General features: G+C 71.6%; 18 protein-coding genes. 15 read left to right on the forward strand and 3 right to left on the reverse strand.

Translation table 11 applies throughout. The features are described 5' to 3' along the window. Positions 1–126 precede the first annotated feature (126 nt). Positions 127–1398 carry a polysaccharide deacetylase family protein gene (locus tag ACZ6B8_RS15300; RefSeq protein WP_471607494.1) on the forward strand — a complete coding sequence of 424 codons (1272 nt, stop codon included), beginning with the start codon at positions 127–129 and terminating at the stop codon, positions 1396–1398. A gap of 16 nt (positions 1399–1414) precedes the next feature. Here the strand turns inward: ACZ6B8_RS15300 and ACZ6B8_RS15305 are convergent, their stop codons facing one another. Beyond that, the gene (locus tag ACZ6B8_RS15305; protein WP_471087328.1) at positions 1415–2395 is read right to left on the reverse strand and encodes an ATP-binding protein; all 981 of its coding nucleotides are present in this window, start codon (positions 2393–2395) and stop codon (positions 1415–1417) included. A 101-nt stretch (positions 2396–2496) separates the two neighbouring features. On the opposite strand from ACZ6B8_RS15305, the gene ACZ6B8_RS15310 reads away from it, so the two are divergent. Beyond that, complete coding sequence (locus ACZ6B8_RS15310) at positions 2497–3312, forward strand: Fic family protein (RefSeq protein ID WP_471087331.1); 816 nt, start codon at positions 2497–2499, stop codon at positions 3310–3312. Positions 3313–3716: 404 nt separating this feature from the next. Here the strand turns inward: ACZ6B8_RS15310 and ACZ6B8_RS15315 are convergent, their stop codons facing one another. Further along, positions 3717–4541 carry an HAD family hydrolase gene (locus ACZ6B8_RS15315; RefSeq protein WP_471607495.1) on the reverse strand — a complete coding sequence of 275 codons (825 nt, stop codon included), beginning with the start codon at positions 4539–4541 and terminating at the stop codon, positions 3717–3719. Positions 4542–5065: 524 nt separating this feature from the next. On the opposite strand from ACZ6B8_RS15315, the gene ssd reads away from it, so the two are divergent. The 7 genes from ssd (at position 5066) to ACZ6B8_RS15350 (ending at position 10074) form a co-directional block, all read left to right on the forward strand. Next, entirely contained in the window at positions 5066–6196 is a 1131-nt protein-coding gene (ssd, locus tag ACZ6B8_RS15320; protein WP_471607565.1) for a septum site-determining protein Ssd, read from the forward strand. Next, positions 6193–7368: a TadA family conjugal transfer-associated ATPase gene (locus ACZ6B8_RS15325; protein WP_471087337.1), complete on the forward strand. Its 1176-nt coding sequence runs from the start codon at positions 6193–6195 to the stop codon at positions 7366–7368. Before ssd ends, ACZ6B8_RS15325 begins: the two co-directional genes overlap by 4 nt. Before the next feature lie 8 nt (positions 7369–7376). After that, on the forward strand, positions 7377–8213 hold the full coding sequence (locus tag ACZ6B8_RS15330; RefSeq protein ID WP_471607566.1) for a type II secretion system F family protein: 837 nt from the start codon (positions 7377–7379) through the stop codon (positions 8211–8213). Then, positions 8213–9001, forward strand: coding sequence for a type II secretion system F family protein (locus tag ACZ6B8_RS15335; RefSeq protein ID WP_471607496.1), 789 nt, complete (start codon positions 8213–8215; stop codon positions 8999–9001). The genes ACZ6B8_RS15330 and ACZ6B8_RS15335 overlap by 1 nt, the downstream gene beginning before the upstream one ends. A gap of 212 nt (positions 9002–9213) precedes the next feature. Next, entirely contained in the window at positions 9214–9351 is a 138-nt protein-coding gene (locus ACZ6B8_RS15340; protein ID WP_355810965.1) for a DUF4244 domain-containing protein, read from the forward strand. Then, entirely contained in the window at positions 9338–9715 is a 378-nt protein-coding gene (locus ACZ6B8_RS15345) for a TadE family type IV pilus minor pilin (protein ID WP_471607497.1), read from the forward strand. Before ACZ6B8_RS15340 ends, ACZ6B8_RS15345 begins: the two co-directional genes overlap by 14 nt. After that, positions 9712–10074, forward strand: coding sequence for an Rv3654c family TadE-like protein (locus tag ACZ6B8_RS15350; protein ID WP_471607498.1), 363 nt, complete (start codon positions 9712–9714; stop codon positions 10072–10074). Before ACZ6B8_RS15345 ends, ACZ6B8_RS15350 begins: the two co-directional genes overlap by 4 nt. A gap of 369 nt (positions 10075–10443) precedes the next feature. Here the strand turns inward: ACZ6B8_RS15350 and ACZ6B8_RS15355 are convergent, their stop codons facing one another. Beyond that, positions 10444–12924 carry a DEAD/DEAH box helicase gene (locus tag ACZ6B8_RS15355; protein ID WP_471607499.1) on the reverse strand — a complete coding sequence of 827 codons (2481 nt, stop codon included), beginning with the start codon at positions 12922–12924 and terminating at the stop codon, positions 10444–10446. Positions 12925–13004: 80 nt separating this feature from the next. Between ACZ6B8_RS15355 and bldG the strand changes: the two genes are divergently transcribed. From bldG to ACZ6B8_RS15385, 6 genes are all read left to right on the forward strand, one after another. Further along, positions 13005–13346, forward strand: a complete 342-nt coding sequence (gene bldG, locus ACZ6B8_RS15360) for an anti-sigma factor antagonist BldG (RefSeq protein WP_003975386.1) — start codon at positions 13005–13007, stop codon at positions 13344–13346. Positions 13347–13518: 172 nt separating this feature from the next. Then, positions 13519–13959 carry an ATP-binding protein gene (locus ACZ6B8_RS15365; protein WP_471087352.1) on the forward strand — a complete coding sequence of 147 codons (441 nt, stop codon included), beginning with the start codon at positions 13519–13521 and terminating at the stop codon, positions 13957–13959. A 668-nt stretch (positions 13960–14627) separates the two neighbouring features. After that, on the forward strand, positions 14628–17030 hold the full coding sequence (locus ACZ6B8_RS15370) for a sodium-translocating pyrophosphatase (RefSeq protein WP_471087355.1): 2403 nt from the start codon (positions 14628–14630) through the stop codon (positions 17028–17030). Positions 17031–17238: 208 nt separating this feature from the next. Next, positions 17239–17826: a small secreted protein gene (locus ACZ6B8_RS15375; protein ID WP_362374620.1), complete on the forward strand. Its 588-nt coding sequence runs from the start codon at positions 17239–17241 to the stop codon at positions 17824–17826. Between the two features lie 117 nt (positions 17827–17943). Beyond that, positions 17944–19458 carry a DUF7059 domain-containing protein gene (locus ACZ6B8_RS15380; RefSeq protein ID WP_471607500.1) on the forward strand — a complete coding sequence of 505 codons (1515 nt, stop codon included), beginning with the start codon at positions 17944–17946 and terminating at the stop codon, positions 19456–19458. Between the two features lie 172 nt (positions 19459–19630). Continuing rightward, the gene (locus ACZ6B8_RS15385; protein WP_471087361.1) at positions 19631–19828 is read left to right on the forward strand and encodes a hypothetical protein; all 198 of its coding nucleotides are present in this window, start codon (positions 19631–19633) and stop codon (positions 19826–19828) included. The last annotated feature ends 175 nt before the right edge of the window (positions 19829–20003 follow it).

Genomic DNA, 20003 nt, shown 5'->3' on the forward strand with positions numbered 1-20003 from the left:
GGGGTAATACCTCACTCGGATGAGTGAATGCAGAAAATGATCGGCTTGTCGGAAAGTGTGATTTAAGAGTCCGTGCGAAGTTCGGAGCGATCTGTCCCTACTTGCACGGAAGAAGGTGGGCGGAAGATGGCCGCCACCCGGAGGACCGCCGCGAGCCTCACCGCCCTCGTGGCCTGCGCAGTGGCTTTGGCCGGCTGCGCCGACAGCGGCACCGGCGCGAAGAAGGGCGCCGAGGGCGCGAGGAAGGGCGCCGGAGCCCCGGCCCCCAAGAGTCCCGTCCGCATGATCGGCGACGGCTCGACGTCGTTCACCGGGAAGCAGCCGCACCTGCCCCGGCCCACCCGCCTGAAGCCGGGTCAGAAGCCGCCGCAGTTCGTCGTCTTCTCCTGGGACGGCGCGGGCGAGGACAGCCAGCAGCTCTTCTCGCACTTCCGCAAGGTCGCCAAGCGGAACAACGCGACGATGACCTACTTCCTCAGCGGCGTCTACCTGCTCCCCGAGGGCAAGCGCAAGCTCTACAAGCCGCCCCAGCACATGACGGGCAGCTCGGACATCGGCTTCAACGACCGCAAGGGAATCAGGGACACCGTGGACCAGCTCCGCGGCGCCTGGCTCGAGGGCAACGAGGTCGGCACGCACTTCAACGGGCACTTCTGCGGCGCGGGCGGCGGGGTGGGGGAGTGGTCCGTCAAGGACTGGAAGAGCGAGATCAAGCAGGCCAAGTCCTTCGTCAAGGCCTGGAAGTCCAACGCCGGCCTGAAGAAGGCCAAGCCGCTGCCCTTCGACTACGACAAGGAACTGATCGGCGCCCGGACCCCCTGTCTGGAGGGCCAGAAGAACTTCATGCGGGCCGCCCGGGAGCTGGGCTTCCGCTACGACACCAGCGGTGTCAACAACCAGGTCTGGCCGAAGAAGAAGGAGGGGCTGTGGGACCTGTCGATGCAGCTCGTCCCCGTCCCCGGCCGCCAGTTCGAGACGCTGACCATGGACTACAACTTCATGGTCAACCAGTCCGGTTCGACCTCGCAGGGCGACCCGTCCAAGCACGAGTACTGGGGCGACCAGATGCGTGACGGCCTGCTCCAGGGCTTCTCCCGCGCCTACAAGGGCAACCGCGCGCCGCTGATCATCGGCAACCACTTCGAGTCCTGGAACGGCGGCACGTACATGCGGGCCATCGAGGAGACCGTCGAGAGGGTCTGCAACAAGCCCGACGTGCGGTGCGTCTCCTTCCGGCAGCTCGCGGACTGGCTGGACGCGCAGGACCCCAAGACGCTGGAGAAGCTGACCCACCTGCGGGTCGGCAACGCGCCGAAGGAGGGCTGGGCGTCGTTCCTCTCCGCCCAGCCCGCGCCGGCCCCCAAGGGCGTCCCCGGCGCTCCGGCGGTCAAGCAGTAGCACTCCCGCGGGCCGGTCAGGCCGTGGCGGTCATGCGCTCGCGCAGTACGAAGTCGGGGTCGACCTGGGCAGCAAGGTCGGCCCCGGTCCGTTCGTTGCCCCAGCTCCGCGCGTTCTTCAGGTGGAAGTGAACCATCTGGCGGGTGTACCGCTCCCAGTCACGCCGGTCGTACGCGGCGTCGACGGCGTCCTGAAGCGCCTGCAGGGAACGGCGGTTGTCCTCCTCCAGGAGCGCGAAGCGCGGCGGGCGCCCCTTCTCCATGGCGCGCACCCAGTCCGAGTGCCCGACCGTGACCAGCAGATCCTCGCCGACCTGCTCGCGCAGGAAGTCGATGTCGTCCTGGCCCTGCACCTTGTTGCCGACGACCTTGAGGCCGACGCCGAAGTCCCGCGCGTACTCCTTGTACTGGCGGTAGACGGAGACCCCCTTCTTCGTCGGCTCGGCCACCAGGAACGTCATGTCGAAGCGGGTGAACATGCCGGAGGCGAAGGAGTCCGAACCCGCGGTCATGTCCACGACCGCGTACTCGTCGCGGCCGTCGACCAGGTGGTTCAGGCAGAGCTCCACCGCCCCCGTCTTGGAGTGGTAGCAGGCGACACCGAGGTCGGCTTCGGTGAACGGCCCGGTGACCATCAAACGCACGGTGGCGTCGTCCAGTTCCACGGGCCGCGCGCACGCCTCGTACACGGGGTTGTCCTCGCGCACCCGCAGCAGGCGCGAGCCCTCGCCGGGGGGCGTGGTCTTGATCATGGTGTCCGCGGAGAGGATCCGCGTGTTGGAGCCCCGCAAGTAGTCCTTGATGAGGGGCAGCCGCGCCCCGAGGGCGGGCAGCTCGGCGGCCTCCGCCTCGTCGAGGCCCAGGGCCGGGCCGAGGTGCTGATTGATGTCGGCGTCCACCGCGATGACGGGCGCCCCCGTCGCGGCGAGGTGGCGGATGAAGAGCGAGGACAGCGTCGTCTTGCCGCTGCCGCCCTTCCCTACGAAAGCGATTTTCATGACCACGAAGGGTAGCCGGTCGGGTGCGCCGGGTGCCCGGTGCGCGTGAAGAAGACCACTCCTTCGTGGCGGCGGGCCCGGAAGTACGTAGGGTCGTACTCATGAGTACGACAGCTGATCCGCTCGCGGCCCTCGGGGAGCTCCCCGGGGTGACCGACTCCGTGGACTCCGTGCGCAAGGCCGTCGACCGGGTCTACGGGCACCGGATCATGCGGCGCCGCAGCAACGAGATCACCTCCGAGGCCGCGCTGCGCGGCGCCCGGGGTTCCGCGGCGCTCTCCGGCGCCGACTGGGCGCTCGAAGAGGTGCGTCGACGCAGTGACTTCAGCGGTGACGGCGAGGCGCGCACGCTCGGCGCGGCCCTGCGGCTGACCGCGGAGGCCGGTCAACTCCTGTCGATCTGGCGGCAGTCGCCGCTGCGCGTGCTCGCGCGCCTGCACCTGGTCGCCGCCGCCGACTCCGCCGAGGGCGCGGGCCGGCCGCGGCTGGCGGGCGAACCCGTGGACGAGCCGCTGGTCGAGTTGCCCGTGCCGGACGCGGAGGAGGTGGCGGGCCGGCTGGAGGGCCTGTCCCGCCTGATCATCGCGGGCGGGACGGCGCCGGCGCTGGTGACGGCGGCGGTGGTCCACGGCGAGCTGCTCAGTCTGCGCCCGTTCGGCTCGCACAACGGCCTGGTCGCGCGGGCCGCGGAGCGCATCGTCCTGGTGGGCAGCGGCCTCGACCCGAAGTCGGTGTGTCCGGCGGAGGCGGGGTACGGGGAGCTGGGCCGGGCGGCCTATGTGGCGGCCCTGGACGGCTACGCGTCGGGCCGGCCGGAGGGCATGGCGGCCTGGATCGCCCACTGCGGCAAGGCTGTGGAGCTCGGAGCCAGGGAGTCGACGGCGGTCTGCGAGGCGCTGCAGCGCGGTGCGGCCTAGGAGGGGCGGTCCCCGGGGCCGGTGAAAAGGGCTCGAACAGGGTTGCGGCGGTACGGAGTTCCGTACCGCCGCTGGCATGTCCACCGTGTTACCAAGCGTCCTCGATATGTTGCCCATCAGGTCGGGACGTTGCCCGTCACCTGGTGCGGCTGGCCCGTAATCGACGGGTCGACGTCGCGTGGGTGCTCGGTGTTCATGCTTCGGTCCGTGGGGCCTTTACTGCGTTTGAAGGTGATCCTCTCGGATGTCCTTGGTCTCGCGGGCCGTTGACTCCTTTGTACTCCCCTCCTGAGGTAAGCGGAAGTCCTGGCCGCACTTCTTTACTTTTAGCTTCAAACAGGTGTAAATCGGGCGCTTGACCGAAGGTACGGGAAAGTACTGGCGCCGCTGGGCCGTGCCCGACCTCAGGACGCGGTGGCGCGGCGCCTGCTCGCGAGCCAGACGAGGCCTGCCGTGGCCGCGGCGGCACCGACCGCGGCGGCCGCCACGACGGCGGGCCGGGGCGGTGTGGGCAGGCGCTGCTTCAGGCGGACCGGGCGGTGGAAGTCGAGGATCGGCCACGCGCGCGTGAGGGCCTCCTTGCGCAGCGCGCGGTCCGGATTGACCGCGTGCGGGTGCCCGACCGACTCCAGCATCGGCAGATCGGTCGCCGAGTCGCTGTAGGCGTAGCAGCGGTCCAGGTCGTACCCCTCCGACCGGGCGAGCTCCTTGACCGCCTCGGCCTTGGTGGGGCCGTACGCGTAGTACTCCACCTCACCGGTGAAGCACCCGTCGTCCCCGATCACCATGCGGGTCGCCACCACCCGGTCCGCGCCGAGCAGCTCGCCGATCGGCTCGACGACCTCGGCGCCCGAAGTGGAGACGATGACGACGTCGCGGCCCGCGATGTGGTGCTCCTCGATGAGGGACGCGGCCTCGTCGTAGATGATCGGGTCGATCAGATCGTGCAGGGTCTCGGCGACGATCTCCTTGACCTGCTGCACGTTCCATCCCCGGCACAGCGCGGACAGGTACTCGCGCATCCGCTCCATCTGGTCGTGGTCCGCGCCGCCCGCGAGGAAGATGAACTGTGAGTACGCGGTGCGCAGTACCGCTCTGCGGTTGATCAGGCCGCCTTGGTAGAACGACTTGCTGAAGGTGAGCGTGCTCGACTTCGCAATGACCGTCTTGTCCAGGTCAAAGAAGGCGGCGGTCCGGGGCAAGGAGTGGTTTTCCACGAGGCCGAGCATAGGCGCCCACCATTCGGCGTAAGCTGAGGCGCGTGGGTTTGCCTGAGAAGGCTCTCGGGTACACCATGGAAGTCACGGATCGTTCGCGACCGTGCTAACCCGGTCTGGCTCCTCCCCCCCCGAGTCGGACCGTGGGGACGACCCCCGCTCTCCCCCCCGGCGGGGGTCGTCGCATGTCCGGATGGGTTTTTGAACCCTCCGTCGATCCTCTTCCGGCCCTCGAGTGGCCCTCGTGCTCCTCTCGACCCTCCTGCGGGCTGCCCAAGATCCGTCACTGAGCGTAGTCGTGAGGCTGCGCTGTGGAAGTCATCGCGAAGGCGGTGCGATGTCACCGGTATGGGTGACGGAGATATTCACAGGCATCGCCTTGTCCACAGTTATTGACCAAGATCCACACGATTTCCGGCGGCGCCGCACGCTGATTCCGCCCGCTCCGCTCGTGAAGTTCATGGCCGGATTGCTTTGTCCGGTCTCTTCGCGCAAGCGGGGCGCGGCATTCACAAGGGTGTCGCGGCGTGAAGGGGATGGAGATCGTGGGTGGAGTCATTTCACGTGACAGGAGCGCGCAGGCCGACGGACGGCAGTGCGGCCCGCTGATCGTCACGGAGGACGTGGAGCTGCTGGACGACCTGCTGAGGCTGTGTGCCGCCGCGGGAGCGCTGCCCGAGGTGCAGCACGGCGGCCCGTCGAGCAGGCAGGGGTGGGAGGCGGCCCCGCTCGTGCTGGTCGGGGACGACGCCGCGGACCGGGTGCGCGGAGCCGCGCGCCGACGGGGTGTGGTGCTGGTCGGGCGGGATCAGGACGACTCCGGCGTCTGGCGGCGGGCGGTGGAGATCGGCGCCGATCATGTGCTGGTCCTGCCGGACGGAGAGCAGTGGCTGGTGGACCGCATCGCCGACGTGACGGAGGGGGTGGGCAGGCCCGCGCTCACCGTCGGCGTCATCGGCGGCCGGGGTGGCGCCGGAGCATCCACGCTGGCCTGCGCGCTCGCGGTCACTGCGGCGCGGGAGGGCAGGCGCACGATGCTCGTCGACGCCGACCCGTTGGGCGGCGGCCTGGACGTCCTCCTCGGCGGCGAGAGCGCCGACGGACTCCGCTGGCCGGCGTTCGCCGCCTCGCGGGGCAGGGTCGGCGGCGGGGCGCTGGAGGAGTCGCTGCCCAAGCTGCACGCGCTGCGGGTCCTGAGCTGGGACCGCGGGGACGCGGTCACCGTCGCCCCGGAGGCCGTGCGGGCGGTCGTCGCGGCGGCCCGCAGGCGCGGCGGTGTGGTGGTCGTGGATCTGCCCCGCCGGGTGGACGAGGCCGTGGCCGAGGCGCTCGCACAGGTGGACCTCGGGCTCCTGGTGGTGCCCGCCGAGCTGCGCGCGGTGGCGGGGGCGCGGCGGGTGGCGTCGGCCGCGGGGATGGCCCTGCGGGATCTGCGGGTGCTCGTCTCCGCGGGCGCAGGACCGGGGGACTCCGGTGGCCTGGACCCCGAGGAGATCGCGGGCCTGCTCGATCTGCCGCTGGCCGGCGAAGTCCCCTGGGAGGCCGGGCTGCTCGGCGCCCAGGCCGCGGGAACACCACCTGGGGGCCACGCCCGGGGGCCGCTGGCCCGGTTCTGCTCCTCCTTCTGGGAGCGGCTGCCGGTCGAGGCGACGGGAGCGGGCGTATGAGCTCGGTGATCGGCGCCCGGATGCTGGACGGCGTACGCCAATGGCTGGCGGAGAACGGCACGGAGCCGACGCCCGCCCGGGTCGCCGAAGCGCTCCGGGCCCAGGGCAGGGTGCTCGGAGACACCGAGATCCTCGGCGCGGCGGAACAGCTGCGCTCGGAGCTGATCGGGGCGGGCCCCCTGGAGCCGCTGCTCGCGGACGACACGGTGACCGACGTGCTGGTCTCCGCGCCCGACCGCGTCTGGGTGGACCGGGGCGGCGGCCTGGAGCTGACGGGCGTCACCTTCCGGGACGCGGCCGCGGTGCGGCGGCTCGCGCAGCGCCTCGCGGCCGTGGCGGGCCGACGCCTGGACGACGCGAGGCCCTGGGTGGACGCCCGCCTCCCGGACGGGACGCGACTGCACGCGGTGCTGCCACCGGTGGCGGTGGGCTCGACCTGCCTCTCCCTGCGGGTGGTGCGCCCCCGCGCCTTCACCCTCGCGGAGCTGGTCGCGGCGGGCACGGTGCCGCCCGGCGGCGATCGCTTCCTGCGCGCCCTGCTCGACGCCCGCTTGTCCTTCCTGATCAGCGGCGGCACCGGCAGCGGCAAGACGACGCTCCTGAGCGCTCTGCTGGGTCTGGTCGGCCCCAAGGAGCGCATCGTGCTCGCCGAGGACTCGGCGGAGCTCCGCCCGGGGCACCCGCATGTGGTGCGCCTGGAGTCCCGCCCCGCGAATCAGGAGGGGGCAGGCCTCGTCGGCCTGGACGATCTGGTGCGCCAGGCCCTGCGGATGCGACCCGACCGGCTGGTCGTCGGCGAGGTGCGCGGCGCTGAGGTGGTGCACCTGCTCGCCGCGCTGAACACCGGACATGAGGGCGGGTGCGGGACCGTCCATGCCAACGCCGCGGGGGACGTGCCCGCCCGCCTGGAGGCCCTGGGGACGGCGGCGGGTCTCGACAGGGCGGCTCTGCACAGCCAGTTGGCGGCCGCGCTGTCGGTGGTGATCCATCTCGTGCGCGACAGGGTGGGCCGCCGCCGTATCGCCGAGGTGCATGTCCTGGAGCGCGGCGAGTCCGGCTTGGTGACGACGGTTCCGGCGCTGCGTTGGGGTGAGACGGCCTTTACCCGGGAGCCGGGTTGGGCACGCCTGAACTCCCTTCTCAGGGCCGGCTCATGGGGTGATGGGCCGTGAGCGCCACGATGTGGGCGGCGACGCTGTGCGCGGGGAGTGCGGCGTGGCTGACGGCCCGACGTGCCGAGGAGCACCGGCTGGCGGCGCTGTTCGGCGTGCGTACCCCACTGGAAGCCCAAGTGAGGCCTTGGCAGCGGGTGCTGGCGGTCGCGCGGGGGCGGATGCGGCGCGAAGGGTGGTGTCTGGCGGCGGGTTCGGCGGTCGCCCTGCTGGCCGCGTCCGTGGTGCCGCTGGTCGTGGGCGCGGCAGGGGTGCCGGTGGCGGCGCGTGTGCGGCGGGCCCGGGAGGCGCGCATGGAGCGGGAGCGGCGCGGTGACGCGGTGATCGCGCTCTGCGGGGAGCTCGCGGGGGAGGTGCGGGCAGGCCGGCAGCCGGGAGAGGCTCTGCGTCTGGCTCTCGATGAAGGCGACGGGGGTGGCGTCGGCGAGGCCCGGAATGCGGTGCTGGCGGCGGCGCGGTTCGGCGGGGATGTGCCGGGGGCGCTGCGGGAGGCGGCCCGGACACCGGGCGCCGAAGGCCTCCTGGGGCTGGCCGCGTGCTGGCGGGTGGCGGTGGACCGTGGCGCGGGACTCGCCGCGGGCCTGGAACGGCTGGAAGGGGCGCTGCGCGCGGAGCGCGACCAACGCGCCGACATGCGGGCCCAGTTGGCGGGCGCCCGTGCCACGGCCGTGATGCTCGCGGGCCTGCCTGTCCTGGGCCTGCTGATGGGTGGGGCGCTGGGGGCGGAACCGCTGCGGGTCCTGTTCCACACCGGACCGGGCCTGGTGTGCCTGGCGGTCGGGGGAGCGCTGGAGGCAGCCGGGGCGTGGTGGGCGCTGCGGATCGTGCGAGGGGCGGAGGAGTGATGAACGTTGTCCACAGGCTGGGGGTATTCCTGTGGGGCGCCGTGGCCGTGCTCTGGCTGGCGCTGACCGTGCGGGCCGCACGACGCGAACGGACCTTGCGCCGACGCGCGGATTCAGCACTCCACGGGCCGCGCCCCCGGGCACGGCGCCGCACCCTGCGCCTGAGCCGTGGGGGAGCGGCCCGGAAGTGGCTCCTGGTGGCCGGTACGGCGAGCGCCGCCTACGCCTTGGTGGGCGGGGCCCCCGGCTTGCTGGCTGGCGCGGCGGTGGCTTACGGCACATGGCGGTGGGGCGGGCGGAGCCGCGCGTCCCCGAATGCCCCGGCCGAGAAATCGGCGCGGACGGAGGCGGCCCGCCAACTTCCCCTCGCGGCCGACCTCCTGGCCGCGTGCGTAACGGCCGGTGCGAGCCCGGTGACAGCCGCCGAGGCAGTCGGGGAGTCCCTCCAGGGCCCGGTCGGCACACGACTGGCACGCGGAGCGGCGGAGGTGCGCCTGGGTGGCGAACCCTCGCGCGCATGGCGCCAGTTGGCCGAGCTGCCGGCTGCGACGGCGCTGGCCCGACTCCTGGAACGAACGGGAGATTCCGGCACCCCGACGGCAGCTCCGGTCACCCGCCTGGCCGCGGACGCGAGAGCCGAACGCGGCCGCACGGCAACGGCGGCGGCACGCAGAGCCGGCGTCCTGATGACGGCACCAGTGGGCCTGTGCTTCTTGCCGGCGTTCGTGGCGATCGGGGTGTTGCCGGTGGTCATCGGCATGGCGGAGGGCCTGCTGAGGGCGGGGTGAGGACGACGGCACATGCGCCGGCGACGCATGCAGGACAAGCAGAGATCACCAGAACTCAAAGAATGTTCACGGAGGTTGAAATGCGGGGGAATGCGATGAACGAGACGGCGGGGCGCCGACAGGAACCGTCGGGTCGGAGCTGGGACCCGATGAGGGCGATGACGCGACGAGGACGGAGGTGGTGGCTTCGCGCCAGGGGCGCGGACGCGGGGATGGTCACATCCGAGTACGCGATGGGTCTGATCGCGGCGGTGGGCTTCGCGGGGTTGCTCTACAAGGTGGTGACGAGCGGGCAGGTGAAGGCGGCGCTGCAGGCGGTCGTGGAGAAGGCGCTCGATGTCCCGTTCTGAGGTGGAGCGCTTCTCGGACCGGGGATTCGTCACGGCGGAGGCCGCTGTGGTGCTGCCGACCCTGGTGCTGTTCACCATGGCGCTGATCTGGACGCTGCTGGCGGCATCCGCGCAGATCCAGTGTGTGGACGCCGCCAGGGCCGGAGCCCGGGCGGCGGCCCGCCAGGACCCGGACGGGGTGGCCGTGGCGGCGGCGCGGCAGGCGGCCCCGCGTGGGGCGCATGTAGCCGTCCGGCGTGAGGGTGACCTGGTGCGGGTCCAGGTGACGGCACAGCCACCGGGGCCTTCGGTACTGGGCCTGGGAGTGCGCCTGCGCTCCGAGGCGGTGGCGTTGGCGGAGGAGACGGTGGGGGTGGACGCATGAGGGCCGACCGGGACCGCGGGGCGGCGACCGTGTGGGTGGTCGTGGTGATGGCCGTGCTGGGCATCGTCTGCGGTGCGGGGCTCGCCATATCCCAGGTCATGCTGGCCCGGCACCGCGCGGGCGGCGCGGCGGACCTGGCGGCGCTGGCGGCGGCGGACCGGTGGGCGGATGGCCCCGCCAAGGCGTGCGAGGGGGCGGTGCGCGTGGCCGGAGCGCAGGGGGTGAGGGTCGTGCGGTGCGTACTGCACGGCGAGACCTCCGAGGTCACGACCTCCTCTTCGGCGGGCCCCTTCTCCGCGACGGCCAGTTCCCGCGCGGGCCCAGCCGGCCCCCTCCCACCCGGGGGCCCTGCCCCCTAGGCCGCCCCCTCCCCCTGCGGCCACCACCCCACATCCGGCGGAGGTAGGGACGCGCGGTGCGGCGAGGACAAATAGTCCGGCGTCAGTCCCGCCGGCCGGCAGGCGCGTACGAGACGGGAGGGGACCTGGGGGTATGTGCGCACGGAGCACCCAGCCCGCAATAGCAACATTGTCCGCGAGGCAGCGCCGCAGGGATGGCGAGTACGCACATACCCCCGCGGCCCCGCACCCACAGACGAACCCCAGGCGCAGACGCACGCCCCCACGCACCCGGGGCCTACACCAGGCCTTCGCCCCCACAACCGACCCTCAGGCGCAGACGCACGCCCCCGCACCCGGGCCCCTACCTCACGCCCTCCCCCCGAACCCCTACCCCGCCCCCTCCGCATCCCCTTCCGTCTCCCCCTCCGCGTCCCTCAACAACACCGAAAGAAGCCGCACCGCCCCCCGCTTGTGCAGCGGATCGTTGCCGTTGCCGCACTTGGGGGACTGGATGCACGAAGGGCAGCCCGCCTCGCACTCGCAGGACGCGATCGCCTGCCGCGTAGCAGTCAGCCACTCCCGCGCCGTGTGAAAGGCCCGCTCGGCGAACCCCGCCCCACCCGGGTGGCCGTCGTACACGAAGACCGTGGGGAGGAGCGTGTCCGGATGGAGCGGCACGGAGACACCCCCGATGTCCCATCGGTCACACGTGGCGAACAGCGGCAGCATGCCGATGGACGCGTGCTCGGCGGCGTGCAGGGCGCCGCCGAGGATCTCGGGATGGACGCGGGCGGCGTCCAGTTGGTCCTCGGTCACGGTCCACCACACCGCCCGCGTCCGCAGCGTACGAGGAGGGAGATCCAGCTTGGTCTCGCCGAGCACCTCGCCGGTGATGAGTTTGCGACGCAGGAAGGAGACGACCTGGTTGGTGACCTCGACGGAGCCGTAGCAGAGGCGCCCCGCGCCCCAGGGGACCTCGGTCTCCGTCTCCAGGATGGAGATCGCGGTCGTGTCGCGCGCGGTCGTGGAGTAGGGCGGCACGGCCTCCTCCACCAACGCCACCGAGTCCTCCAGATCGAGCCGGCGCACGAGATACGTGAGCCCCTGGTGGAGATGGACCGCGCCCTCGTGGACGGTGGTGTGCGCGGCGGACGCGTCGACCGTGCCGAGCAGCCGCCCCGTGCCCTCCTCCACGATCTGGACGGGTTTGCCGCCCTCGCCGCGGATGTCGGCGAGGTCGGCGGCCCGCTCCCGGCGGGTCCAGTGCCAGGCCCTGGTCCGGCGCCGGAGCAGCTTCGCGGCCTCCAGCTGGGGGAGGAGCTCCTCGGCGGCGGGGCCGAAGAGAGCCATGTCCTCGTCGACGAGCGGGAGTTCGGAGGCGGCGGCGCAGAGGTGCGGCGCGAGGACGTAGGGGTTGTCGGGGTCGAGGACCGTGGCCTCCACGGGCTGTTGGAACAGCGCCTCGGGGTGGTGGACGAGATACGTGTCCAGCGGGTCGTCGCGGGCCACGAGCACGGCCAGGGCGCCCTGCCCCGACCGCCCGGCGCGTCCGGCCTGCTGCCAGAGGGAGGCCCGGGTGCCCGGGTAGCCGGCGATGACGACGGCGTCCAACCCCGAGACGTCGACGCCGAGTTCGAGGGCGGTGGTGGCGGCGAGGCCGAGGAGCTCGCCGGAATGCAGGGCGCGTTCGAGGGCGCGGCGTTCCTCGGGGAGGTAGCCGCCGCGGTAGGCGGCGACACGCCGGGGCAGCGAGCGGTCGACCTCGGCGAGGCGTTCCTGGGCGATGAGCGCGATCAGCTCGGCGCCGCGCCGGGACCGTACGAAGGCGACGGAGCGGACGCCCTGGACGGTGAGGTCGGTGAGGAGGTCCGCGGTCTCGGCGGTGGCGGTGCGGCGGACGGGCGCGCCGTTCTCGCCGTGCAGCTCGGTGAGAGGGGGTTCCCAGAGGGCGAAGACGAGGTCGCCGCGGGGTGAGGCGTCGTCGGCGACCTCCTTCACGGGAAGTCCGGTGAGGCGCTCCGCGGAGACCGCGGGGTCGGCGGAGGTGGCGGAGGCGAGGAGGAAGACGGGCTCGGAGCCGTAGCGGGCGCAGAGGCGGCGCAGCCGGCGCAGGACCTGGGCGACGTGGGAGCCGAAAACGCCGCGGTAGGTGTGGCACTCGTCGATGACGACATAGCGCAGGGCGCGCAGGAAGGAGGCCCAGCGGGGGTGGGCGGGGAGGATCCCGCGGTGCAGCATGTCCGGGTTGGTCAGGACGTAGTTGGCGTACTGCCGGACCCATTCGCGTTCCTCGAAGGGGGTGTCGCCGTCGTACACGGCGGGCCGCACCGCGTTGCCGAGGGGGTCGGCCAGGGCGCGGACGGCGCGGCGCTGGTCGGCGGCGAGGGCCTTGGTCGGGGCGAGGTACAGGGCGGTGGTGCCGCGACCGTTGGGGGCCTCGGAGCCGTCGAGGAGGGCGGAGAGGACGGGGGTGAGGTAGGCCAGCGACTTGCCGGACGCGGTGCCGGTGGCGACGACCACGGATTCGCCGTCCAGGGCGTGCTCGGCGGCGGCTGCCTGGTGGGCCCAGGGATGCTCGATCCCGGCGGCGCGGACGGCGGATATGACCTCGGGACGGATGCGGTCGGGCCAGACTGCATACCGGGCCTCACGTGGGGGCAAGTGCTCCGTATGAGTGACGCGCGATGCACGGCTCGAACCCGCGGTGAGCCGGTCAAGGACGGTCCGCGGGGACGTGCGTGCCGGGGCGCCCGTGGAGGGTCCTCCGGCCGGAGAAATTTTGGCCATCGGCATCGAGTGTGTCACTGGCGGGATGGACAATGGTCCCAAGGCGTCGTGCACGCCCGCCGGTAAGTGATTGAATGCCATCGCGGCTGGCGATCCGTCCTGGGGGCTCTGCCGAGGTGTCCCGAGGGATGACCGCTCGATAGCAAGGTGCTGGAGGATCCGTGGACCTGTCCCTGTCGACCCGTACCGTCGGCGATCGTACGGTCGTCGAGGTCGGTGGTGAAATCGATGTATATACCGCGCCGAAGTTGCGCGAGCAGTTGGTCGAGCTGGTGAACGACGGCAGTTTTCATCTGGTCGTCGACATGGAGGGCGTGGACTTCCTCGACTCCACCGGGCTCGGCGTGCTGGTCGGCGGCCTGAAGCGGGTGCGTGCCCATGAGGGCTCGCTGCGCCTGGTCTGCAACCAGGAGCGCATTCTCAAGATCTTCCGTATCACCGGTCTGACCAAGGTGTTCCCCATTCACACCTCGGTCGAGGAAGCGGTCGCGGCCACCGACTGAACCGACCGAGTGGCTGCCGACCGAGTGGCTGCCGCCGATCGGGTGGCGGCCGTGGTGTCGGTCGACCGGAAGCCGGAGTCCCCGGGCCCGCGGGCCCGGGCCGGCAGTACAGCAGGGGACCGGGCCTGCGGCCCGGCCCCCTGACCGCACGCGCGTATGTCGAGGGGGATGCATGGCCACCGTTGAACTCCGCTTCAGCGCGCTGCCCGAGCACGTCAGGACCGCCCGTCTCGTGGCGGCCGCGGTGGCGCGCAGGGCCGGAGTGGACGAGGCCGTTCTCGACGAGGTCAGGCTCGCGGTCGGCGAGGCCTGCACGCGCGCCGTCGGGCTGCATCAGAGCAGCGGAGTGACGGCGCCGGTGCGGGTGGCGCTGATCGAGGACGAGAAGCAGTTCTCCATCGAGGTCGGTGACGAGGCGCCTCGCGCCGCGCCCGGCGACCGCGCGCCCGGCACGGGCCCCGGCGCGGGCGACGACCTGGAGGCCGAGGGCGAGGACGAGATGGGCCTCGCGGTCATCAGCGGCCTTGTGGACGACGTGGAGGTCACGGCCGACGAGTCCGGCGGCCTCATCCGCATGAGCTGGCCGACGACGCCGGCGCCGCTCGTGCCCTGATCCCGCTCGTGCCCTGATCCCGCTCGTCCCTTGATCCAGCCCCTCCCTGGAAGCCAGCTCGCAGGGCGGTGGCCGCACCGTCCTCCAGCGGCCCCAGACGCATCCCTTGATCCCGCTCGCCGCGGGTCTTGCCCTCCCCGCGCCTGCCTCCCCAGGGGCCTGCCCCCGGACCTCTGCCGATCCCCAGACCCGCCCCTCCCCTCACACCGGTGCGATCCGGCCTGAATCGTGGGGTGCGGGGCTTGATCCGCCCCCTGCGGCTCCCCCTCTCCTGATCTCTCGGCCCGAGCCCCTGCCCGGGTCACCGCGGCGATCTCCCAGGGTTCGGCCTCTCCCTGCACGAGGCCGGCGCGGCGCCCGTGGCCCCTCCCCGTCGTACCGGTTCCGGCCCGGCACCCCGCCCGTAGCCCTGCCGCCACCACGGTGAACAGGGCTTTTTCCATTTCTGATCATTATCGGATCACTGATTGGTCTTGATCGGTGAAGCGGTAAAGCGGTGGCGTCAACGGTTTTGAGGCATTACCGCTTTTGGGGTCAATCCCCGTCCGCGATCATTTGCTGAGAAGCAATCTCAGGTCAATTCCGTTTGTGGCGCTCTGTTTTGATCAGGTTCCGCTCCCTACAATCCGTCCACATCTTGAGCTCAGCCCAAGCGTCAAGGAGGACGAATGGCGGGGCTTTCTACCCCTCATCAGTTTGACCACCCCTCAACCTTCGCAGCCGCAGTCCTGACGGACGACAATCGGATCATCGTGATCGTCGTCGCGGCCGTCGCACTCGCGGCGCTCGTCGTCGCGGGAGTCCTGGTCCGCCAGGTGCTCGCGGCGGGCGAGGGCACCGACAGCATGAAGAAGATCGCGGCAGCGGTCCAGGAGGGCGCGAATGCCTATCTGGGCCGACAGTTGCGCACTCTCGGCGTATTCGCCGTCGTGGTGTTCTTCCTGCTCATGCTGCTGCCCGCGGACGACTGGAATCAGCGCGCCGGACGATCGATCTTCTTCTTGATCGGTGCGGGGTTCTCGGCGACCACCGGCTATATCGGTATGTGGCTCGCCGTGCGCAGCAATGTGCGCGTGGCGGCCGCCGCCCGAGAGGCCACTCCCGCGGAAGGTGAACCCGAAAAGGATCTCACCGCTGTTTCGCACAAGGCCATGAAGATCGCTTTCCGCACGGGCGGCGTCGTCGGCATGTTCACGGTGGGGCTCGGTCTTCTGGGCGCCTCCTGTGTGGTGCTCGTCTACGCGGCCGACGCGCCGAAGGTGCTCGAAGGCTTCGGCCTCGGCGCGGCGCTGATCGCGATGTTCATGCGTGTCGGCGGCGGCATCTTCACCAAGGCCGCCGACGTCGGCGCCGACCTGGTCGGCAAGGTCGAGCAGGGCATTCCGGAGGACGATCCGCGCAATGCCGCGACCATCGCCGACAACGTGGGCGACAACGTCGGCGACTGTGCCGGTATGGCCGCCGACCTCTTCGAGTCGTACGCCGTGACGCTGGTCGCCGCGCTGATCCTCGGGAAGGTGGCGTTCGGCGACTCCGGCCTCGCCTTCCCGCTGATCGTCCCGGCCATCGGTGTCGTGACGGCGATGATCGGCATCTTCGCGGTGGCGCCCCGGCGCTCCGACCGCAGTGGCATGAGCGCGATCAACCGCGGGTTCTTCATCTCCGCGTTCATCTCGCTGGCGCTCGTGGCCGCGGCCGTCTACGCGTACCTCCCGTCCTCGTACACCGACCTGGACGGGGTCACCGACGCGGCGATCAAGGGCCACGACGGCGATCCACGGGTGCTCGCGCTCGTCGCCGTCGCCATCGGCATCGTGATGGCCGCGCTGATCCAGCAGCTCACCGGCTACTTCACCGAGACCAACCGGCGTCCCGTCCAGGACATCGGGAAGACCTCGCTGACCGGCCCGGCCACCGTCGTCCTCGCCGGCATCTCGCTCGGTCTGGAATCGGCCGTCTACACGGCGCTGCTGATCGGGCTCGGCGTGTACGGGGCGTTCCTGCTCGGCGGCACGTCGATCATGCTCGCGCTCTTCGCGGTCGCGCTCGCCGGCACGGGGCTGCTGACCACGGTCGGCGTCATCGTCGCCATGGACACCTTCGGCCCCGTCTCCGACAACGCGCAGGGCATCGCTGAGATGTCCGGTGACGTCGAGGGCGCGGGCGCGCAGGTGCTCACCGACCTGGACGCCGTCGGCAACACCACCAAGGCCATCACCAAGGGCATCGCCATCGCGACCGCGGTCCTCGCGGCCTCGGCGCTGTTCGGTTCGTACCGCGACGCCATCGCGGAAGCCGCCAAGGACGTCGGCGAGAAGCTGGGCGACGGCGCCCCGATGAACCTGGTGATGGACATCTCACAGCCCAACAACCTGGTGGGGCTCATCCTCGGCGCCGCGGTCGTCTTCCTCTTCTCGGGGCTGGCGATCAACGCGGTGTCGCGGTCGGCGGGCGCCGTGGTCTACGAGGTGCGGCGGCAGTTCCGCGAGCACCCCGGGATCATGGACTACACCGAACAGCCCGAGTACGGGCGCGTCGTCGACATCTGCACCAAGGACGCGCTGCGCGAGCTGGCCACACCGGGTCTGCTCGCCGTGCTCACGCCGATCGCCGTCGGCTTCTCGCTCGGCGTCGGCGCGCTCGGCTCGTTCCTGGCCGGCGCTATCGGCACGGGCACCCTCATGGCGGTCTTCCTGGCCAACTCCGGTGGTGCCTGGGACAACGCCAAGAAGCTCGTCGAGGACGGCCATCACGGCGGCAAGGGAAGCGAGGCGCACGCCGCGACCGTCATCGGTGACACGGTCGGCGACCCGTTCAAGGACACCGCGGGCCCGGCGATCAACCCCCTGCTGAAGGTGATGAACCTGGTGGCGCTGCTCATCGCGCCCGCGGTCATCAAGTTCAGCTACGGGGACGACGCCAGCGTCGGGGTGCGGGTGCTGATCGCGGTGCTCTCCATCGTGATCATCATCGGCGCGGTCTACGTCTCCAAGCGGCGCGGCATCGCCGTCGGCGACGAGAACACCGCCGAGCGGGTGGCCAAGCCGACGGACCCGGCAGTGGTCTCCTGACCCCGGCCCGGTAGCGGCCCAACAGACGGGCGGGCGGCGCTTTTTGATGCGCCGTCCGCCCGTCGGCGTGCCCGGGTGGAGCCGTGAGGCTTCTCTCGCGCTCCGGAGCCTTACGCCGCTTGGTGCAAATGGCTGCAATAGGGGTGGTACCGGGCCCCCGACATGCGGTTGTCGCCCAGTTGGCGTGTAAGTTCCGGGGCCGAGAGCCATGGAAGGGACCAATCCGGTGAACAAGAAGCTTGCAGCCGCACTGTCCGGCGGTGCGGTACTGGTACTCGCTTTGTCAGGGTGCAGCAGCGACGACGGCAACGAGAAGCTCGACAACTGGGCCAAGAAGGTCTGTGACTCGGTACAGCCGCAGTCGAAGAAGATCGCCGACGCCAACGCCGCGATCCAGAAGGAGACCTCCGACAACAGCTCCCCGGCCGACGTCCAGAAGACCGACTCCAAGGCGTTCCAGGACATGTCCGACGCCTACAAGTCGATGGGCAACGCCGTGAAGAGCGCGGGCGCCCCGCCGGTCGACGATGGCAAGAAGAAGACGGACGACGCCGTCAAGGAGCTCAACGGCATCTCCAAGTCCTACGGCGACCTCAAGAAGCAGGTCGACGGCCTGGACACCAAGAACCAGGCGGACTTCGCGGACGGCCTCAAGGACGTCGCGGGCGAGCTCGACAAGCTGAGCAAGAGCGGCAACGAAGCACTGGAGAAGCTGCAGGAAGGCGAGGTCGGCAAGGCGATGGGCAAGCAGGACAGCTGCAAGAGCGCGTCCGCCACGCCGTCCGCCAAGAGCTAGCGCCCGGCCCGGACCCCTCCCGGTCGCCCGCCCCTGACGGGTCGTACGTTCCCGACGCCCCCGGCACCCCTGGCGGTGCCGGGGGCGTCGGCGCACCGGCCGGGCCACAATGGACGGGTGAGTAATGCCAGCCTCCCCCTGCCCTCGTCCGACGACGCCGCCGTGGCCGCCTCCCTGCGCCAGGCGCTGCTCGGCGCCGACTTCACCGCCGACGGGCTGCTCGAGCTGCTCGGGGCGCCCGCGTACACCGCGCTCGCCCGCAGCGAGACGGTGCCCGCGCTGCGCGCCACGCGCGGGGACGGGACGCTCGCGGCGCTCGTACGCCTCTTCCTGCTGCAGGAATCGGTGGCACGCGCGCGCGTGGCCGGCGTCCTGCCCGTCGACGCGCTCCTGGAGAGCGGCTGGCTGACGGAGCGGGAGGGGGAGCTGCGGGCGACGGTGGATGTACGTCCGTACGGCGGACCCAGCGGCGAGGACTGGTTCATCGTCTCCGACCTGGGCTGTGCGGTCGGCGGCGCGGGTGGCATCGGCAAGCACGAGGAGGGCGTCGTCCTCGGGGTCGGCGGCGCGTCCACGACCCTCGCGGGGATCACGGTGCGCACACCCGTCGCGAGCGCACTCGACCTCGGCACCGGATCCGGCATCCAGGCGCTGCACGCCGCGCAACACGCCACGCGCGTGACGGCGACCGACCTGAACCCCCGCGCGCTGCGGTTCACCCGGCTCACCCTGGCGCTCTCCGGGGCCCCGGAGGCGGACCTGCGGGAGGGATCGCTCTTCGGCCCGGTGGCCGACGAGACGTACGACCTGATCGTCTCCAACCCGCCCTTCGTGATCTCGCCCGGCGCCCGGCTCACCTACCGGGACGGCGGGATGGGCGGGGACGATCTGTGCCGGTCGCTCGTTCAGGAGGCGGGGGAGTACCTGAACGAAGGGGGATACGCGCACTTCCTGGCCAACTGGCAGCACGTGGACGGCGAGGAGTGGCAGGACCGCCTGCGCTCCTGGGTGCCGCGCGACTGCGACGCCTGGATCGTGCAGCGCGAGGTGCAGGACATCACGCAGTACGCCGAGCTGTGGCTGCGGGACGCGGGGGACCACCACACGGACCCGGGGCAGTACGCCGCGCGCTACGACGCGTGGCTGGACGAGTTCGAGGCGCGGGGCACGCGGGCCGTCGGGTTCGGCTGGATCACGCTGCGGAAGACCGCCGCCGCCGAGCCGACCGTCACCGTGGAGGAGTGGCCGCACCCCGTCGAGCAGCCGCTCGGCGAGACGGTGCGGGAGTTCTTCGAGCGCCAGGAGTACCTGCGGACGCACGACGACGCCGCGCTGCTCGCCGCGCACTTCAGGCTCGCCGACGAGGTCGTGCAGGAGCAGGTCGGGCTGCCGGGCGCCGAGGACCCGGAGCACGTCGTGCTGCGGCAGCACCGCGGGATGCGGCGGGCCACCAAGGTGGACACGGTGGGCGCCGGGTTCGCGGGCGTGTGCGACGGCTCGCTGAGCGCGGGGCGGATCCTGGACGCCATCGCCCAACTGGTCGGGGAGGACCCGGTGTTGCTGCGCGACCGGACGCCCGAGCAGATCAGGCTCCTCGTACGGCAGGGGTTCCTGCTGCCGGTCGGGGAGTAGACGGCGGGGGAGTCGGGGAGTACACGGCGGGGAGCCGGGGAGGACGCGGCGGGGGCGGGAAACCGGACGACAACCCGTCGTTCACCCCGATTTCGTATGTCCGATTCCCGCGTCTGTCAGCCTCCCGGCAGAGGCATGCGGCAGAGGCGTGCGGCACGGGGGAGGCAGGGCGATGGAGAGCGGGCCGGCGATCTTCGCGGGGACGGTGTTCGCGCTGTTCGGCGCCGGGCTGCTGCTGTGGACCGGTGCGCGTGTCGCGCACCGCGCCCCGGTCGCCCAGGGTGTGAGCCCCGTCGCATCGGCGGCCGTCGCCGCACTCGCCGGATCGGCCGCGCTGCTCCTCGGCGTCTGGTGCTTCACGAGGCTGTGACGCGGGTCGGGGAACCGGCTGGAGCGCCTCGTTCCGGTTGACCGGCCGACGGGTCGCCGAGACCGCCGGCGACCGCGCCCCGCAGGCCCGACGCTCTCCTCAGCACCCGGTGACGGCCTCTGTCACGGCCCGCCGCGCCCCCTCGGTCCGCCCCCGCGGACGCTCCCCTTCCGAC

Source organism: Streptomyces sp. NPDC041122 (assembly GCF_055592445.1).

Bases quoted from the DNA above. Each gene is read 5' to 3' on its own strand.
- ACZ6B8_RS15300 (WP_471607494.1), top strand. From the start codon at position 127: ATGGCCGCCACCCGGAGGACCGCCGCGAGCCTCACCGCCCTCGTGGCC.
- ACZ6B8_RS15305 (WP_471087328.1), bottom strand. From the start codon at position 2,395: ATGAAAATCGCTTTCGTAGGGAAGGGCGGCAGCGGCAAGACGACGCTG.
- ACZ6B8_RS15350 (WP_471607498.1), top strand. From the start codon at position 9,712: ATGAGGGCCGACCGGGACCGCGGGGCGGCGACCGTGTGGGTGGTCGTG.
- ACZ6B8_RS15375 (WP_362374620.1), top strand. From the start codon at position 17,239: ATGGAAGGGACCAATCCGGTGAACAAGAAGCTTGCAGCCGCACTGTCC.
- ACZ6B8_RS15325 (WP_471087337.1), top strand. From the start codon at position 6,193: ATGAGCTCGGTGATCGGCGCCCGGATGCTGGACGGCGTACGCCAATGG.
- ACZ6B8_RS15310 (WP_471087331.1), top strand. From the start codon at position 2,497: ATGAGTACGACAGCTGATCCGCTCGCGGCCCTCGGGGAGCTCCCCGGG.
- ACZ6B8_RS15370 (WP_471087355.1), top strand. From the start codon at position 14,628: ATGGCGGGGCTTTCTACCCCTCATCAGTTTGACCACCCCTCAACCTTC.
- ACZ6B8_RS15340 (WP_355810965.1), top strand. From the start codon at position 9,214: ATGGTCACATCCGAGTACGCGATGGGTCTGATCGCGGCGGTGGGCTTC.
- ssd (WP_471607565.1), top strand. From the start codon at position 5,066: ATGGAGATCGTGGGTGGAGTCATTTCACGTGACAGGAGCGCGCAGGCC.
- ACZ6B8_RS15315 (WP_471607495.1), bottom strand. From the start codon at position 4,541: ATGCTCGGCCTCGTGGAAAACCACTCCTTGCCCCGGACCGCCGCCTTC.
- ACZ6B8_RS15385 (WP_471087361.1), top strand. From the start codon at position 19,631: ATGGAGAGCGGGCCGGCGATCTTCGCGGGGACGGTGTTCGCGCTGTTC.
- ACZ6B8_RS15355 (WP_471607499.1), bottom strand. From the start codon at position 12,924: ATGGCATTCAATCACTTACCGGCGGGCGTGCACGACGCCTTGGGACCA.
- ACZ6B8_RS15365 (WP_471087352.1), top strand. From the start codon at position 13,519: ATGGCCACCGTTGAACTCCGCTTCAGCGCGCTGCCCGAGCACGTCAGG.
- ACZ6B8_RS15330 (WP_471607566.1), top strand. From the start codon at position 7,377: ATGTGGGCGGCGACGCTGTGCGCGGGGAGTGCGGCGTGGCTGACGGCC.
- ACZ6B8_RS15345 (WP_471607497.1), top strand. From the start codon at position 9,338: ATGTCCCGTTCTGAGGTGGAGCGCTTCTCGGACCGGGGATTCGTCACG.
- ACZ6B8_RS15335 (WP_471607496.1), top strand. From the start codon at position 8,213: ATGAACGTTGTCCACAGGCTGGGGGTATTCCTGTGGGGCGCCGTGGCC.